The organism is Vreelandella hamiltonii (genome assembly GCF_014651795.1).
GTDB lineage: Bacteria > Pseudomonadota > Gammaproteobacteria > Pseudomonadales > Halomonadaceae > Vreelandella > Vreelandella hamiltonii.
In genome coordinates this window covers 1-16,059 of sequence record NZ_BMXO01000005.1, presented here as the reverse complement: position 1 = coordinate 16,059, position 16,059 = coordinate 1, and the positions used below count along the sequence as shown (strand labels likewise).

The following is a 16,059-nucleotide window of genomic DNA, read 5'->3' as shown; positions in this document are numbered from 1 at the left end:
GTTAACCATGAGCTATACCATTGCCCTCAACTTCGAAGACGGCGTGACGCGTTTCATCGGCTGTAAAGAAGGGGAAACCGTTCTTGACGCGGCTTACCGCCAGAAAGTGAATCTTCCGATGGACTGTTCCGACGGCGTATGCGGCACCTGCAAAGGCCACTGCGAGCAGGGCGAGTTCGATATGGGTGACGAATACCTGGAAGACGCGCTTTCTGACGAAGAAGCTGCAGAAGGCCAAGTGCTCACGTGTCAGATGGTGCCTTTTTCGGACTGCGTTATCCAAGTGCCCGTGGCCTCCACGCTGTGTAAAACACAGGTGGGCAAGGTTGAAGCCACTGTCACCGCGGTTGAGCAACTCTCTGAAGATAGCATTGAGCTAGCGGTTGAACTGGATGATGAGGAAGGCCTTGCCTTTTTACCAGGTCAATACATCCATATTGATGTGCCCGGTACAGAGGTACACCGCTCCTACTCCTTCAGCTCACTGCCAAGTGATAAGCGCGCCACCTTTTTGATCCGCAATATTCCCAATGGGGTAATGAGCGGCTACCTGACCGAGCGAGCGGCGGTGGGCGAAAAGCTTACGCTGACCGGCCCGCTGGGCAGCTTCTACCTGCGAGAAGTGAAACGTCCGGTGCTAATGCTGGCGGGGGGGACGGGGTTAGCTCCTTTTCTTTCCATGTTAGCGCAGTTGGTCGAAAAGGGGTGCAATGCGCCGATTCACATGATTTATGGCGTCAATAAAGACGATCACTTGGTCAAAACCGACGCCTTAGACGCCTTCGCTGAGAAACTGCCAAGCTTCAGCTACGCCACGGTGGTGGTTGATGAAGCCAGTGAGAATCCGCGTAAAGGGTATGTGACCCACCACATGGACGCTGCTGTCATGCATGACGGTGATGTGGACGTTTACCTGTGTGGCCCGCCTCCAATGGTCGATGCCGTGCTGAAATACTTTGACGCAGAAGGCATTGAGCCACAGAGCTTTCACTACGAGAAGTTCACCCCCAATGAAGCAGGGAGTACATCATGACACACCGCTTTCAAGGCAAAGTGATGGTGATTACCGGTGCAGCTCAGGGAATTGGGCGGCGAGTTGCTGAGCGCGCAGCCGCGGAAGAGGCACGTTTAGTACTGGTAGATCGCAATGATTACATCCATGAAGTAGTGGCTGAAATCAGCCAGCAGGGGTGTGAAGTGATCGCAGCACAAGCGGATCTGGAGACCTATGAAGGTGCCGAGAAAGTGATTCAGGAGACGCTCTCTCACTTTGGCCGTATTGATATTCTAGTGAACAACGTAGGTGGTGCAATTAACTTTAAGCCGTTTACCGAGTTCACTGAAGCACAAGTTGTCGCAGAGATTAACCGCTCTTTAATGCCCACGCTTTGGTGCTGCCGCGCGGTACTGCCTACCATGGTAGCGCAGGGTAGCGGCGTGATCGTCAATGTTTCTTCCGTGGCGGCGCGGGGCATCCACCGAATCCCCTACTCGGCGGCCAAAGGGGGGGTCAATGCGCTGACCGAGTCACTGGCTTTCGAATACGCTGATGCTGGCATCCGCGTGGCTGCCGCTGCCATCGGTGGCACCGAAGCACCGCCGCGCCGGATTTCCCGCGGCACGCCCGAGCCTAGCAACGAGACCGAACGGGCATGGTTCCAGGCGCATATCGACCAGACCAAGCAGAGCTGTCTGATGAAACGCTACGGCACGCTCGACGAGATGGCCGCGCCTATTTTGTTCCTGGCTTCCGATGAGGCGAGTTACATCACAGGGAGCGTTCTACCGGTCGGTGGGGGGGATCAAGGCTAATCGAACCGTTAGCCATCGTCGTAAACCCGTTGTCAAAATAACGCTAAATACTACAAAACCCCTGGAGCACACCGTGAAACATATAGAAAAAGGCGTGAGCCTACGGCATGCGCCTCGCGATTTTCTACGTGACCTCAATGCTGACAATGCCAGTACAGGGTTAGTCGCCGGCATCTTAGGTCTCAGCGTTGGCGTCGTCCATATCAGTGCGGGCACGTCAGCAGGTCTCGACCCCTCCTTCATCATGATCTGGGTCATCAGCTATTTGATGATCAACGGTTTGTTTGGGCTGTTCATGCCCGCTTACTACCGTCTACCGCTGCCGATGGCAAACTCCATTCCAGGGGCGCTGATGTTTGCCGCGGTCATTCCGGTGATCGGGCTAGAAGCGGCCTTGGGCGCTGGTCTTATCGCTGGCATCATTACGCTGATAGCGGGCGTGACCGGTGTCATGGGCATCGTGATGCGGTTGATACCGATGCCGATCGTGATGGGCATGGTCGGCGGTATGCTGCTTAGCTTTGGGCTCAACATGGTCAAGCCGCTGGAAAACGCGATGGTGCCAGCCGCGATCATGATGTTGGCTTTCTTTATCTCGGCGAGAGTCTTTCGCAAAATTCCCCCGCTCATCATCGCCATGGCGGCAGGGCTTGCTTACCTGACAGTCACCGGAGTGGATCTTTCGGGAATCCAAGCGACCATCCGGTTCCCGGAGTTCATTCTGCCGACGTTCACTCTGGAGGCGTTTCTCACCTATGGGTTGCCGCTTGCGATCATTCTAGTCGGGATGGAGACGCCGGCGGGTGTCGGCTTGGTCAAAGGAATGGGTTATAAGGACGCGCCCGCGAACGCGATCACGGCTGTGGGTGGCATCGGTACCATCGTGTCATCGTTCTTCAATCTACACAGTACCTGCATCGCGGCACCCATGACCGGGGTATGCGCCTCACCGGAGGCAGGCGCCCATGACAAGCGCTGGGTCGCAGCGGCCATTGCCGGAGCTATTTTCATCGTGGCGGCGCCTTTCTATGGTTATGTGGTCAACCTGCTGGAAGCCACGCCTCGCTACTTCATCACCATCATCGCTGGCTTGGCGCTGATGCGCGTCATCACGTCCTCCATGACCATCGCGTTTGCGGGCAAGAAGCACGAAATAGGGGCGCTGTTCGCTTTTTTGATCGCTGCTTCTGGCATTCAAATTCTTGGTATCGGCGCAACGTTCTGGGCCCTGGTCCTTGGAGTGGTAGTATCGGCCATTTTTGAAACCAAAGATTTTGACTTCATGTTTACGCGTAGGGCGGCCCAGAAACATAGCGGATAGCAAGTTCTGCTTTCTTACTCTTTTGATGCGTTTGGCCCGTACATGCTTAGGCAGTGCGGGCTTTTTTCTATGGATGCCCGTTGAGGCCTTTGTGCTTTGGTCGTAGCCCACCCCGACTTTGGACAGAGTGTGTTAGCCGTTCCTAGCCCATCCTTCCCTGCGCGACGGGGCATACTCGGTCATATGTTGAGGGGTGGGTTTCTTTGTTAGCGCGCTATCTTTCTGTTTGGATTTTTATTAATTAAAAACAAATAGTTGTATTTTCCTTGTGATGCCCGGTGTGCGGCCGCACAAAAACCGAACGCTGCTTGAGATACCTTCGAAGTATGGGTGAGAACTCAAACGATATTGGTCTGTTAATGGGTGTTTGTTCGATATTGTCGTGAAGAGTACAGAGAAACAGTGTCCTCATGTCCTAAGTAGACACTCAGTCGCTTTATCGACAAACGTACATTCGGTGACTGGGAAATAAATAACGATAAAACTAGCAATAGGCTTTTACCATGACCGTAAAAATCTTCGACACGCCCGAGGTTCAAGACTTTCTCAACGCCGTGGCCGGCCTGGACCAGGCAGGCGGCAACGACCGCGCCAAGCAGATCGTGCATCGCCTGGTGGGCGACCTGTTCAAACTGATCGACGACTTCGATGTCACCGAAGAAGAGTATTGGGCCGCCGTGAACCTGCTCAACGCGCTGGGTAGCCAGACCCAGTTCGGCCTGCTCTCTCCGGGGCTAGGGTTCGACCACTTCCTCGACATGCGCCACGACGCCATCGACGCCGAAGCCAAGCGCACCGGTGGCACCCCGCGCACCATCGAAGGCCCGCTCTACGTGGCCGGTGCCCCGGAAGCTGACGGCTTCGCCCGGATGGACGACGGCAGCGACCCCGATGGCGAGACCATGTGGCTGACCGGCCAAGTGCGCGACGTGAACGGCCAGCCGATCCCCGGCGCCAAGGTCGAGATCTGGCACTGCAACTCCAAAGGCGGCTACTCGTTCTTCGACCCTTCCCAGGACGAGTACAACATGCGCCGCACGATCTATGCCGACCGCGACGGCCGCTACACCGCCCGCAGCATCGTCCCGTCGGGCTACGGCGTGCCCGAAGGCGCCCCCACGGACGTCGTGCTCAAATCGCTGGGCCGCCACGGCCAGCGTCCGGCGCACATTCACTACTTCGTCTCGGCCCCCGGCCATCAACACCTGACGACTCAGATCAACCTCGCCGGTGACCCCTACACCTTCGACGACTTCGCCTTTGCCACGCGCGAAGAGCTGGTGGTGCCCGCCGAGCGCATCGACGACCCCGCCGAGATCGCCCAGCGTGATCTGGACGGCCCCTTCGCCCATGTGGTGTTCGATGTCGAGTTAGCGCCCACCGACGCCGCCGAGCTGCAGGTACGCCACGCCCGCCCCCGCGCCAAGGAAGACGAGCAGGACCTGGCCAGCCAACTGGCCGGTACGGCCAAGGTATAACCCCCTGTTTAAGAGGCGGGCCTTCCCCTTGGCCCGCCTTGACGCCCTAACAGCGCGACATCCTAACGAGGAGAGCGATCATGACCACACAGCTTGATCAACTCGAAGCCCGCGTGCGCGGAGCGGTACAAGACGACCCGGATCACGGCATTTTCCGCTGCCACCGCAGCATGTTCACCGACCCCGCCTTTTTCGAGCTGGAGATGAAGCACATCTTCGAAGGCAACTGGGTCTTTCTGGCCCACGAGAGCCAAGTGGCCGAGCCGGGCGACTACTTCACCACCACCGTTGGTCGTCAGCCGATCGTCATCACCCGCGACAAGCAGGGCGAGCTGCACGGCCTGATCAACGCCTGCGCCCACCGCGGCGCCACCCTCTGCCGCCGCAAGCGCGGCAACAAAGGCACCTTCACCTGCCCGTTCCACGGTTGGACCTTCAAAAACGACGGCCAGCTGCTCAAAGCCAAAAACGAAAAGACTGGCGCCTACCCCGACCAGTTCAAGCAAGACGGCTCCCACAACCTCAAGCGCCTACCGCGCTTCGCGAACTACAAAGGCTTTTTGTTCGGCAGCCTCAGCGACGACGTGCTACCCCTCGAGCAGCACCTGGGCGAAACCACCAAGGTCATCGACAACATCGTCGACCAAGCCCCCGAGGGTCTGGAAGTGCTGCGTGGCACCTCCTCCTACACCTACACCGGCAACTGGAAACTGCAGGCCGAAAACGGCGCCGACGGCTATCACGTCAGCTCCGTGCACTGGAACTACGCCTCCACCATGGAGCGTCGCAACTACGACGCCGGTGGTACCAAGGCGGTGGACGCCGACGGCTGGTCGAAGAGTAAAGGCGGCTTCTACTCCTACGAAAACGGCCACATGATGCTCTGGACCCGGCTACTCAACCCCGAGGTGCGCCCGGTCTACCAAGAAAAAGAGTGGATCCAAGAGCAGCTAGGCGAGGCGCGTGCCGACGCCATCGTCAACCAGACGCGCAACCTCTGCCTCTACCCCAACGTCTACCTGATGGACCAGTTCTCCACACAGATCCGCGTGCTGCGGCCCATCGACGTCAACAAAACCGAAGTCACGATCTACTGCTTCGCCCCCAAAGGCGAGTCGGCCGAAAACCGTCGCGTACGTATCCGCCAATACGAAGACTTCTTCAACGTCTCCGGCATGGGCACCCCGGACGACCTCGAAGAGTTCCGCGCCTGCCAAGAAGGCTACAGCGGCGCGCTGGCCGAATGGAACGACCTCTCCCGCGGCGCCCAACAATGGATCGAAGGGGCCGATGAGAACGCCCAGGCCATCGACATGAAACCGCTGCTCAGCGGCGCCTCCCCCGAAGACGAAGGGCTCTACGTGCTGCACCACCAACACTGGGTCAGCGAAATGCTGCGCGCCATCGACAAAGAGCGTCGCCAGTTTATCGCCACGGCGACCGCCTAAACGTCCGATGCCAGAAGAGAGGAGAGAACGCCATGAGCATCAGCTATCACGACATCCAAGCCTTTTTATACCGCGAAGCGCGCCTACTGGACGACCGCGAGTGGGACGAGTGGCTTGCGCTGTATCGTAAGGACGCCGAGTTCTGGATGCCCGCCTGGGACGACGATGATCAGCTCACCCGCGATCCGCACAGCGAGATCTCGTTGATCTACTACCCCAACCGCGAAGGGCTGGAAGATCGGGTCTACCGGATCAAGACCGAGCGCAGCGGGGCGAGCACGCCGGAGCCGCGGACCACGCACCAGGTGACCAACCTCGAAATCCTGTCGCAAGACGACCAGACGGCCGAGCTGCGGTTCAACTGGCACACGCTGAGCCACCGCTACAAGAAGACGGACAGTTTCTTCGGCACGAGCTTCTACACCCTGGACGTCTCGGGTGAGCGCCCGCTAATCACAAGAAAAGTCGTGCAGTTGAACAACGACTATATCCATCAAGTCATCGACGTGTATCACGTATAAGCCGCATCGATGAGACAGGGACGTCGCTGATCGTGTCTTCTATCAACGCGAAGCGCGATGGACATAACAATCTAAAACAACACAATCCTGGTGAACCCATAATGAAAAATGTCAAAAAGACCACTCTCGTTGCCGCTCTGGGTACCACTCTAACGCTGTCAGCCATGGGCCTCTCAGCGAATGAAGATCCCGTCAAACTAGGGCTGATGCTGCCTTATTCAGGCACCTACACAGCGCTGGGCGAAGCTATCACTAACGGCTTGAAGCTGGCCATCGAGCAGGAAGGGGGCCAGTTGGGCGGTCGCGACGTCGAATACGTCGAGCTGGACTCCGAAGCCGATCCTTCTAAGGCTCCGCAAAACATGAGTCGTTTGGTCAACGGCGACAACGTGGACTTCGTGATAGGCCCGGTGCACTCAGGTGTGGCGATGGGCATGCTCCGCGTGGCCAAACAAACCGGCGCCATTATGATCATCCCCAATGCAGGGCTTGGGGCGGCGACCAACGAGCTATGCATGCCGAACGTATTTCGCACCTCCTTTAGTATGTGGCAAGACAGCTATCCCATGGGAAAAGTGGCCTACGAGCAAGGGCATAGAAACATCGTGACCATTACCTGGGACTACGCGGGTGGGAAAGAGGACCTAGCGGGCTTTGAAGAGGCCTTTACCGCGGAAGGCGGTGACATCGTCCAGCAGATTCTCGTGCCGTTTCCGAGCACCGAATTCCAGAGTTACCTGACGCAGATTGCCAGCCTTCAGCCGGATGCCGTGTACACCTTCTTCGCGGGGGGCGGTGGTGTCAGCTTCGTGAGGGATTACGCGGCGGCGGGGCTCAACGAGAGCATCCCGCTGCTGGGGTCCGGGTTCCTTACCGAAGGTAATCTAGCCGCCCTGGGCGATGCGGGTGAAGGCGTCATGACCACGCTTCACTACGCAGAAACGCTAGAAAACGACGCGAACCGATCGTTCGTCGCCGCCTATGAAGACGCCTACGGTGAAGCGCCGGATACGTATGCGGTACAAGGCTACGATACCGGCATGATGCTAGCCCAGGCGCTCAATGTACTCGGTGGAGACACGTCAGACCGCGAGCGACTAATCGATGTCTTGGCAAATGTTCAGTTAGCCAGTCCACGAGGTCCGTTGAGCTTTTCGGACTCTCACCATCCCATCCAGAATATCTACCTCCGTGAGATTCGTGACGGCAAGCACGAGGTCGTCAGCATTGCTGCCGAGAATCTAGAAGTGCCGGACGACGCCTGTCAGATGTAACGACACTTCGTAATGCTTGGAAGCGGGGCAATCCTGCTTCCCCTTTTATGCTCGGAGGGGTCTTATGGATCTCGCATTTTTTGGTGTCCAGCTGCTCAATGGACTCCAGTATGGGTTACTGCTGTTTTTGATCGCCAGTGGGTTAACGCTGATTTTTGGGATCATGGGCATCATCAATTTGGCCCACGGCGCCATGTACATGATCGGCGCCTACTTGGTGTATGACTTGACCATGCGTTTCGGCAACTTCTGGTTAGCCATCTTGGTCGCGATTCCCATTGCTACTGCGCTAGGCCTGGTCATCGAGCGGTTGTTTCTCGACACGCTTTACAAGCGCGACCATCTCTATCAGGTGCTGCTGACCTTTGGCTTGATTTTAGTGCTCAACGAAGCCCAGCGCATCATCTGGGGCGGCGATGTGCATCGCGTGCCGGTACCTGCGCCGTTCGACGCCAGTATCCAACTCACCGACAACCTGCAGTACTCGGTCTATCGGCTCTTCGTCATGGGCGTTTGTCTGGCGTTGGCCGGCGTCATCTATGGCGTCATTCGCCATACCCGTCTGGGCATCATCATCCGTGCCGGTGCCGTGAATCGCGATATGGTGGAGGGGCTCGGTATCAATGTCCGTACGCTTTTTACACTGATTTTTAGCGTGGGTGTGGCGCTCACCGCCTTTGCCGGCATGATTGCCGCGCCACTCACGTCGATTGCCCCCGGCATGGGTGACAGCATTTTGATCACCTGCTTCGTGGTCGTGGTCATCGGGGGGATTGGCTCCATCAAGGGTGCCTTTTGGGGTGCCATCATCATCGGTATGGCTACGACCTTCGGCGCTGTGCTCATTCCCAGTCTCGCCAGCATGGTGATCTATCTGATCATGGCAGCGGTTCTTTTGGTGAAACCGCGCGGCCTTTTCGCGTGAGGAGAACAAGCAATGTTACATAAATATCCCAAGCGCGTTGCCTACCTCATGTTGGTACTGACGGCTTTAGTGGCGACCTTCCCGCTGTGGGGCGAGGTGGTCTTCGGCAATCAGGCCAATTTCATGCTGGAGAAGCTTACCTTGATGCTGATTCTCGCGCTGTTTGCCATGAGCCTCGATTTGCTCGTAGGCATCGTGGGTCTGGTCAGCCTGGGGCACGCGCTCTTTTTCGGATTGGGCGCCTATACGCTTGCCCTCGCCAGCCCTGACTTTAGCCCGGCCTCCATGTGGTGGATGCTGCCTTTGGTGATCGGCGTGTCGGCCTGCGTTGGGCTCATCGTCGGCCTCTTGGTCATTCGCACCAAAGGTATCTTCTTCATCATGACGACGCTGGCGTTCGGTCAGATGCTTTACTACTTCATTAGCACGTCCCAGTTCGCGGGGGGCACCGATGGTGTCTTCATTATGTTCCGCCCCAGCTTGGCCGTGGGCGATACCCTGCTAGTCGATTTGGATGATCCTTACAGTTTCTTCTATTTCTGCCTGGTAACGCTGTTGGCGGGATACCTCTTTCTGCGCTGGCTGACCCGCTCCTACTTCGGTCAGGTGCTAGACGGCATTCATGATAACGAGCACCGCATGCAGGCCCTGGGCTATGCCACCAGTGGTTACAAGCTGATCGCTTTCGTGATTGCCGGGGTGATGGCCTCGATTGCCGGCATGCTGGCGGCGATGCAGTACGGCTTCGCCAATCCGGCCCAGCTCGGCTGGCACACGTCCGGTGAGGTACTGATGATGCTGATTCTGGGCGGTATGGGCACCATCTTTGGCCCCATTCTAGGCGCCTTCGCGTATGAAATACTGCTGTTCGTCTATGAGCATGCCACGAGACATTGGCCCATTTTGATGGGGCTGACCATCATCGTTGCAGTGTTGGTGCTGCCGCGCGGTGTGGCAGGCTTGATGATCGCGCCTCCCTGGGCACGCAAACGCCGCACAACAGCCAGTGAAGCGCCGGAAAAGACGATCGTCTCCGCCCAGCCCGTGACACAGAGTAAGGTGGACTAGCCATGAGTGATGACATCGTATTAGCCACCCAGGGCTTGACGCGTCGTTTTGGTGGCCTCGTTGCCGTCAATGACGTGAACTTTGATGTGAGAGCCCACGAAATACATGCCATTTTGGGCCCCAACGGCGCCGGCAAGAGCACCTTGATCAATTTGCTCTCCGGTGAGATCCCCCCGTCGGAAGGCCAGGTGCTCTATCGACAAAAAGCGATTCAAGGCAAAAGTGCTCGCCAAATTGCACGCTTGGGCATTGGTCGCAGCCATCAGAAAACTAATATTTTTCCACGCCTTAGCTGCTTGCAGAATTGTGAGCTAGCGGCACGCATCCATATGGGCGGCGTGTTGGGCAGCTGGCGTTCTCGTCACACGGCGCAGCAGGTGAGCGAGCGCGCCCAAGAGGTGCTGGAAACCTGTCAACTGAACCACCGAGCGCACACGACCGCCTCGGACATGAGTTACGGCGAGCAGCGTCAGCTTCAGATAGCCATGGTGCTGGCAACGGCACCCTCCTTGATGCTGCTAGACGAACCGATGGCTGGCATGGGGCGTGAAGAGACGGCGCAGGTCACGGAGCTACTCGCCAGTTTGACCGACCGCTACACCCTGGTGTTGATCGAGCACGATATGGATTCGGTTTTCCGCTTGGCCAATCGCATTACGGTCATGGTCGATGGCTGTGTCCTCGAAAGTGGCCCGACGGAGCAGATACGTACCAGCGACAAGGTGCGCGATGTCTATTTGGGACGTCACGACGAAGGAGTAACCGCATGACCACAGACCCCACCGTGACTCCCCTGATCGAAGCCCGCGGGCTGCACGCCTACTATGGCGAAAGCCATGTGTTGCACGGCGTCGATGTGATCCTAATGCCTGGAGAGACGCTCAGTTTGTTAGGGCGTAACGGCATGGGAAAAACCACCACGTTGAAGTCGATCCTCGGTTTTGTGCCACCACGCCGTGGGGACGTTTATATCAAGGGCGTATCGACCGCGAAACGACGCCCATGGCAGTTGATGCGCCAGGGAATCGGGTACGTACCCGAAGGGCGTGGCATCTTTCCCGGGATCAGCGTGCGTGAGCATCTCATCATGGCGGCGCGCCCCAATGAGCGGGGAGAGACCCCCTGGACCATGGAACGCGTGCTGGACACGTTTCCGCGCCTGGGACAACGCATTAACCATGATGGCGCGCTGCTGTCGGGCGGGGAGCAGCAGATGCTCTCGATTGGCCGAGCGCTGACGACGAATCCTGATCTGATGATCCTCGATGAGGCCACCGAAGGCTTGGCGCCGCTGATACGCGATGAAATCTGGAACATCATTCGGACCATCAAGGCCACGGGCATCTCGACGATCATCGTCGATAAAAACATCGATAACCTGCTGGAAGTGGCTGAGAAGCACTTGCTGTTAGTAAAAGGGGAAGTGAAGTACAGCGGTGATTCACAGGGGCTCAGGAATAACCCGGAACTGTTGGAAACGCACCTGGGCGTTGCGTAATGGAAGGCCTGGCCGAGCTCTCTTTGCCAGGCCAATACACAGGGTAGTGACCCTTAATCGCGTTGGGATACTGTGGGTATGCAATTACACAAAGACTGGTCGGTGTCTGCGATCACCGCAGGCTTCGTGGCCGTGCTGGTCTCGTACTCAGGACCGCTGGCCATCTTTTTTCAGGCCGCTCAGAGTGCTGACATCTCGAGCACGATGATGACCTCCTGGGTCTGGGCCATCTCCATGGGAGCCGCCATCTCGGGGATTTTGCTGAGCATGTGGTTGAAGGTGCCGGTGGTGACCGCGTGGTCGGCGCCGGGAACCGCCCTGTTGGTGACGCTTTTTCCAGAGCTGTCGCTCAACGAAGCGGTGGGCGCTTACCTGACGGCCGCCATCCTGTTATTCGTGATCGGCATCACCGGATCGTTTGATCGCATCATCCAGCTGATTCCTCCCGGCATTGCCAGCGCCATGATGGCTGGCATCTTGTTCCAATTTGGCGTCGGCATCTTCGAGTCGTTGCACAATGTGCCGACGTTGGCGATTGGAATGATGATCGCTTATCTGGTTTTCAAACGTCTGACGCCGCGCTACAGCTTGATTTGCCTATTATTGGTCGGTGTCTTGTTGGCGGTTCTCTTGGAGGGCGCCAGCCTCGAGGGTGTCAGCGTCCAGTTGGCGCAGCCGCAGTTCATCCAACCCGATTGGACATGGGAGGCGACCTTGAGCTTGGCGATACCGCTGGTACTCGTCAGCCTGACGGGCCAGTTCCTACCGGGCATGGCGATATTACGTACCTCAGGCTACACGACGCCTGCCAAACCCATTGTCACGGTGGCCAGCGTCACGTCGCTGCTGACGGCCTTTTTTGGCGGCATCACGACGGTGATCGCGGCCATTACCGCCGCGATCTGCACCAGCAAAGAAGCGCATGAAGATCCGGACAAGCGCTACGTTGCCGGCGTGGCCAACGGTGTGTTCTATCTCGTGGGCGGTCTGTTTGCAGGCACCATAGTGGCGCTATTTACTTCGCTGCCGAATGCCTTCGTGGCGGTACTGGCGGGACTGGCGTTGATGGGGGCGATAAGCAGCAACATCAGCGCGTTCGCCGCCGAAAAGAGCCACTTGGAAGCCTCGGTGTTGACCTTCGTCGCCACGGCATCCGGGGTGAGCTTTTTGGGGCTCGGGTCGGCTTTCTGGGGCGTGGTCGTAGGCGGACTGGCATACAACCTACTGCACCGGCGTTTTGCGCCACTGAATAATGACACGCAATAACAACAAAGGCGGCTGACACCGTCACTGGAGAGGAATGATGAAGACGATCGTCGTGGCTATTGATGACAGTGAAGGAGCGGTGACCTCCATCGAATTTGGTCGACGCCTCGCGTCGCAGCTGGGCGTAGAGATGAAGGCCGTCTCCGTGGTGCTCGAACAAGCAGACGTCAGCTCACGTACGGCGATGTTAAAAGCACGCCTCAAGTCACACCGTGTCGATGATATGGCGCTGGAAGTGATTGCCCATCATAGCGTCAAGAACTACCTGGGAGCGCTGGCCAATCGGGAGGAGGTAGGGGTATGCATGATGGCTCATGGACGTCGCCCGGTGCCGGAAATGCTGATCGGTAGCGTGACGGCTGGCGTGGTTCGGCGTTCTCGACGGCCCGTTTTTTTATGCGGACCACGTTATAATGGTCGCGCTCACCAGCACGTCGATGTATTGGCGGTATGTGTCGATGGGTCTGCACTCTCTGAAAAAATGCTGCCCCATGCGGCCGAACTAGCCAAACGATTAGGCGCGCGCTTACAGCTGCTACAAGTACTCGATACCCCAACGTTCAACAAACCGACATCGTTGGCCCCCGCCGATGTCTCGGAGTCGGCGTATTTAGCGGCATTGGCGCGCCGCGTTGGAAGTGATCAAGCGTTGGAGGTCGACTGGGAAGTGCTTCATGGTGACCCAGCGGCGTCTATCGTGAGCTACCTAGCAGATAGTCACCATACCATGCTGGCGATGACGACCCATGGCCGCAGCGGCCTTTCTCAGGTCGTGGCAGGCAGCGTCAGTCATGAGGTCGTTCATGAAGCGCCATGCCCAGTCGTCGTGCTCCGTCCCTAGTGCGATCGATGCGTGTGAGGCTATGGATACCGTCCCGAGCGTCGGTTATCGACCAGCACATCCAAAATGGCATTGGCCGTTTGCATGACGTGAGATGGCTTTTCACCACGGCGACGGCTACAAATAACGGGCGACGTGATACTGCTATCCGCTAAATAGACATAGGTGATGCCATCTCGCTGCACACGCTTGACTTGCTCCGGTACGAGCGTGATGCCAATGCCAGAAGCGACGAGGCTGAGTGCCGTTTGCACCTCGTTCGCTTCTTGAAAGACCTGAACCTTCAAGCCTCGCCTACGAAAAATGCCAAGTACCATGTCGGCTAAGCTCGGGCGTGGTTTGGCGGGAAAGAGAATGAGGGGGTAGCGGGCAAGCTCTTCACAGCTGGGGGTTGTTCCTTCGAGCGGGTGGCCGCTGGGTAACGCCGCGATAATGGGCTCCTCGAAAAGAATGTCCTGCTCCACATCGGGGTCGTCGATTCTGATACGGCCAAACCCCATATCGATCCGCCCGGCTTTCAAAGCCTGAATTTGCTGCACCGTCGTCAGCTCCGCTAACGATAGCTCGACATTGTCCATTTGTCTTAAATCACGCACGAGCGTGGGCAACTGCCCATAGAAAACCGAAGGCACAAAGCCAATCCCAAATAGCTGACGTTTATGGCGCGCCATATGGCGAGTAGCCTCCACCGTAACATCGACTTTTTCTAATATTTGTATGGCGTGTTGTTGAAAGAAAATGCCTGATGGGGTGAGCTGTAGTCCTCGTGAACTGCGCTCGAACAGTTCCGTGCCTACCTCTTGCTCCAACTGCTTGATCTGACGAGAAAGCGGAGGTTGCGACATATGGAGCCGCTCTGCGGCAGACGTGAAGTTTAGCTCTTCGGCAACCACGCAGAAGTATCTAAGATGGCGTAGCTCCATTATACCTCCTAGGTATGGCTTTCTGTCCGAAAGATATTGGAGAAATGCCAATGGAAATGGCATTTTCTAGCTATAATTAATCTTTCTGGTAGAGCGCTTAAAATACCTAAAAAGTATAAGCTATCAGTTTTGCTGAAGGATGTTTCTCATACTTTAGTCAATGTCGGAGATGTTATGTATACCAAGATTTTGGTGCCTATCGATGGTTCTGCACACTCACAGCATGCGCTGTCCGTGGCGTGCAAATTGTCAGAGCAAAACAGTACGAAGGTCTACGTGCTGCATATTCCTGAGGTGGTCAGTAACACTAGCAAGCTGATCTGGGGTGTCGGCGCGCTTGCAAGTGATGCAACGTCCGAACACTTGGCGTCAGCGGGCGAGGCACTGCTTGAAGAAGCCGAAACGTTTGCTAAAGCGAAAGGCATCCGCAATATCGAGACAATGATCGAACAAGGCAGGCCTGTCGATATCATATTGGAAGTATCAAGGCGCGAAGGCGTCGACGTGATCGTGATGGGTAGTCGCGGACTCAGTGATTTAGGCGGTATGGTCGCGGGAAGCGTATCGCATAAGGTAGGGCACTTGGCACAATGTGGCGTTATTACAGTTAGTTAAGGAAACGCTGCATAAATCCCGCCGCAGCTGCCAGGTAGCCAGCGGCGGGGTAGAATTCGGTCCTCCTGCCACTGCTTGATCAGAGCCGCCCGATGAAACAAATCTCGTTCGCCCAAGCCGAGCACCAAAACAAGAAGAAGGTCACCCGCTGAAAGCGGTTCCTGGCTCAGATGGAGGCGCTGGTTCCATGGCCGCGACTGATCGAGGCGCTTCCGACATCCTATTTCCCGAACGCGGTGGGTAAGCGGGGGAATCCGCCGATTGGCCCGGAGCGCATGCTGCGCATCTACTTCCTCAAGCAGTGGTCGGTCCTGGTCGATGAAGCGCTGGAGGATGCCAGTTACGACAGCCAGGCGATGCGCGACTTCGTGGGTATCGGTTTGGCCATCAAGGGCGTGCCGGACGTGACCACCTTGGTGCGCTTCCGCCACCTGCTGAGAAGGGCCTGTTTATGCGCGAAGATACCATCGTCGACACCACCATCGTGGCGGCCGCCCCTTCCACTAAAAACAAGGCCAAGCAACGCGATCCTGAGATGAATCAGACCAGGAAGGGCAACCAGTATTACTTTGGCATTAAAGGCCCATCTCGGTGTAGATGCGTTCACCGGACTGGCCCACAGTGTCGTCGCCACCTTGGCCAACGTCGCCAATGTCACCATGACGGGCCATTTGGTTTGGGACGATGACAATCGGGTATACGACGACGCGGGCTACACCGGCATGTGGAAGTACCTGGACGAAGAGAAGGGTGCCCCGGACTCCCGCTGCTGTGTGGCCGTCAAGCGCAACGCCATCAAGAAGATGGAAGACAGATCCATGAAAACGCTGCTGTTGGAGATCGAGAAGGCCAAGGTCGAGCATCCGTTTCATGTCATCAAGAACCTCTTCGGCTACCGAAAGGTGCGTTACAAGGGGCTGGCCAAGAACCGGGCGCAGCTATGCAGCCTGTTCGGGTTGGCCAGCCTAGGCTTTGTACGAAAAGTTAGCTCGCAGGCAGCGGTCTATGCATGCCACGCATACCATCGCCCTAAAGCTGCTTGCTAACTTATCGTAGCGTGTGGCAATGC

The 16,059-nt window shown here is 57.1% G+C and carries 15 protein-coding genes and 1 pseudogene; 15 read left to right on the top strand and 1 reads right to left on the bottom strand.

Going from position 1 to position 16,059, the window contains the following annotated elements:
• Positions 1-7 precede the first annotated feature (7 nt).
• From benC to IE061_RS06760, 13 genes are all read left to right on the top strand, one after another.
• Positions 8-1,033: a benzoate 1,2-dioxygenase electron transfer component BenC gene (gene benC / locus IE061_RS06820; RefSeq protein WP_096921906.1), complete on the top strand. Its 1,026-nt coding sequence runs from the start codon at positions 8-10 to the stop codon at positions 1,031-1,033.
• On the top strand, positions 1,030-1,812 hold the full coding sequence (gene benD / locus IE061_RS06815; protein ID WP_205738341.1) for a benzoate diol dehydrogenase BenD: 783 nt from the start codon (positions 1,030-1,032) through the stop codon (positions 1,810-1,812). The genes benC and benD overlap by 4 nt, the downstream gene beginning before the upstream one ends.
• Before the next feature lie 73 nt (positions 1,813-1,885).
• Positions 1,886-3,133 (top strand): benzoate/H(+) symporter BenE family transporter, encoded by a 1,248-nt coding sequence (locus IE061_RS06810; protein ID WP_096921908.1) that lies wholly within the window; start codon positions 1,886-1,888, stop codon positions 3,131-3,133.
• Between the two features lie 503 nt (positions 3,134-3,636).
• A complete protein-coding gene (gene catA / locus IE061_RS06805) occupies positions 3,637-4,611 on the top strand; it encodes a catechol 1,2-dioxygenase (RefSeq protein ID WP_096921903.1) in 975 nt (324 codons plus the stop codon).
• Between the two features lie 80 nt (positions 4,612-4,691).
• Entirely contained in the window at positions 4,692-6,059 is a 1,368-nt protein-coding gene (locus tag IE061_RS06800; protein ID WP_096921909.1) for a Rieske 2Fe-2S domain-containing protein, read from the top strand.
• A gap of 32 nt (positions 6,060-6,091) precedes the next feature.
• A complete protein-coding gene (gene benB / locus IE061_RS06795; protein ID WP_096921910.1) occupies positions 6,092-6,580 on the top strand; it encodes a benzoate 1,2-dioxygenase small subunit in 489 nt (162 codons plus the stop codon).
• Between the two features lie 101 nt (positions 6,581-6,681).
• Positions 6,682-7,854, top strand: a complete 1,173-nt coding sequence (locus IE061_RS06790) for an ABC transporter substrate-binding protein (RefSeq protein ID WP_096921911.1) — start codon at positions 6,682-6,684, stop codon at positions 7,852-7,854.
• A gap of 64 nt (positions 7,855-7,918) precedes the next feature.
• Positions 7,919-8,779 carry a branched-chain amino acid ABC transporter permease gene (locus IE061_RS06785; protein WP_096921912.1) on the top strand — a complete coding sequence of 287 codons (861 nt, stop codon included), beginning with the start codon at positions 7,919-7,921 and terminating at the stop codon, positions 8,777-8,779.
• A 12-nt stretch (positions 8,780-8,791) separates the two neighbouring features.
• Positions 8,792-9,847 carry a branched-chain amino acid ABC transporter permease gene (locus tag IE061_RS06780; protein WP_229800899.1) on the top strand — a complete coding sequence of 352 codons (1,056 nt, stop codon included), beginning with the start codon at positions 8,792-8,794 and terminating at the stop codon, positions 9,845-9,847.
• A 2-nt stretch (positions 9,848-9,849) separates the two neighbouring features.
• Positions 9,850-10,617, top strand: coding sequence for an ABC transporter ATP-binding protein (locus IE061_RS06775; RefSeq protein ID WP_096921913.1), 768 nt, complete (start codon positions 9,850-9,852; stop codon positions 10,615-10,617).
• Positions 10,614-11,345: an ABC transporter ATP-binding protein gene (locus IE061_RS06770; RefSeq protein ID WP_096921914.1), complete on the top strand. Its 732-nt coding sequence runs from the start codon at positions 10,614-10,616 to the stop codon at positions 11,343-11,345. Before IE061_RS06775 ends, IE061_RS06770 begins: the two co-directional genes overlap by 4 nt.
• 78 nt (positions 11,346-11,423) lie before the next feature.
• Positions 11,424-12,611 carry a benzoate/H(+) symporter BenE family transporter gene (locus IE061_RS06765; RefSeq protein WP_096921915.1) on the top strand — a complete coding sequence of 396 codons (1,188 nt, stop codon included), beginning with the start codon at positions 11,424-11,426 and terminating at the stop codon, positions 12,609-12,611.
• A gap of 34 nt (positions 12,612-12,645) precedes the next feature.
• Positions 12,646-13,452, top strand: a complete 807-nt coding sequence (locus IE061_RS06760; RefSeq protein WP_096921916.1) for a universal stress protein — start codon at positions 12,646-12,648, stop codon at positions 13,450-13,452.
• 20 nt (positions 13,453-13,472) lie between these two features.
• Here the strand turns inward: IE061_RS06760 and IE061_RS06755 are convergent, their stop codons facing one another.
• A complete protein-coding gene (locus IE061_RS06755) occupies positions 13,473-14,375 on the bottom strand; it encodes a LysR family transcriptional regulator (RefSeq protein ID WP_096921917.1) in 903 nt (300 codons plus the stop codon).
• A 174-nt stretch (positions 14,376-14,549) separates the two neighbouring features.
• On the opposite strand from IE061_RS06755, the gene IE061_RS06750 reads away from it, so the two are divergent.
• A complete protein-coding gene (locus tag IE061_RS06750) occupies positions 14,550-14,990 on the top strand; it encodes a universal stress protein (RefSeq protein WP_096921918.1) in 441 nt (146 codons plus the stop codon).
• Positions 14,991-15,082: 92 nt separating this feature from the next.
• Positions 15,083-16,036, top strand: a pseudogene (locus tag IE061_RS06745) (IS5 family transposase).
• Positions 16,037-16,059 lie beyond the last annotated feature (23 nt).

Coding starts and splice junctions, on each gene's coding strand:
- IE061_RS06780 (WP_229800899.1), top strand. CDS start 8,792: ATGTTACATAAATATCCCAAGCGCGTTGCCTACCTCATGTTGGTACTG.
- IE061_RS06775 (WP_096921913.1), top strand. CDS start 9,850: ATGAGTGATGACATCGTATTAGCCACCCAGGGCTTGACGCGTCGTTTT.
- IE061_RS06760 (WP_096921916.1), top strand. CDS start 12,646: ATGATGAAGACGATCGTCGTGGCTATTGATGACAGTGAAGGAGCGGTG.
- IE061_RS06765 (WP_096921915.1), top strand. CDS start 11,424: ATGCAATTACACAAAGACTGGTCGGTGTCTGCGATCACCGCAGGCTTC.
- IE061_RS06785 (WP_096921912.1), top strand. CDS start 7,919: ATGGATCTCGCATTTTTTGGTGTCCAGCTGCTCAATGGACTCCAGTAT.
- benB (WP_096921910.1), top strand. CDS start 6,092: ATGAGCATCAGCTATCACGACATCCAAGCCTTTTTATACCGCGAAGCG.
- benD (WP_205738341.1), top strand. CDS start 1,030: ATGACACACCGCTTTCAAGGCAAAGTGATGGTGATTACCGGTGCAGCT.
- IE061_RS06790 (WP_096921911.1), top strand. CDS start 6,682: ATGAAAAATGTCAAAAAGACCACTCTCGTTGCCGCTCTGGGTACCACT.
- IE061_RS06755 (WP_096921917.1), bottom strand. CDS start 14,375: ATGGAGCTACGCCATCTTAGATACTTCTGCGTGGTTGCCGAAGAGCTA.
- IE061_RS06750 (WP_096921918.1), top strand. CDS start 14,550: ATGTATACCAAGATTTTGGTGCCTATCGATGGTTCTGCACACTCACAG.
- catA (WP_096921903.1), top strand. CDS start 3,637: ATGACCGTAAAAATCTTCGACACGCCCGAGGTTCAAGACTTTCTCAAC.
- benC (WP_096921906.1), top strand. CDS start 8: ATGAGCTATACCATTGCCCTCAACTTCGAAGACGGCGTGACGCGTTTC.
- IE061_RS06800 (WP_096921909.1), top strand. CDS start 4,692: ATGACCACACAGCTTGATCAACTCGAAGCCCGCGTGCGCGGAGCGGTA.
- IE061_RS06770 (WP_096921914.1), top strand. CDS start 10,614: ATGACCACAGACCCCACCGTGACTCCCCTGATCGAAGCCCGCGGGCTG.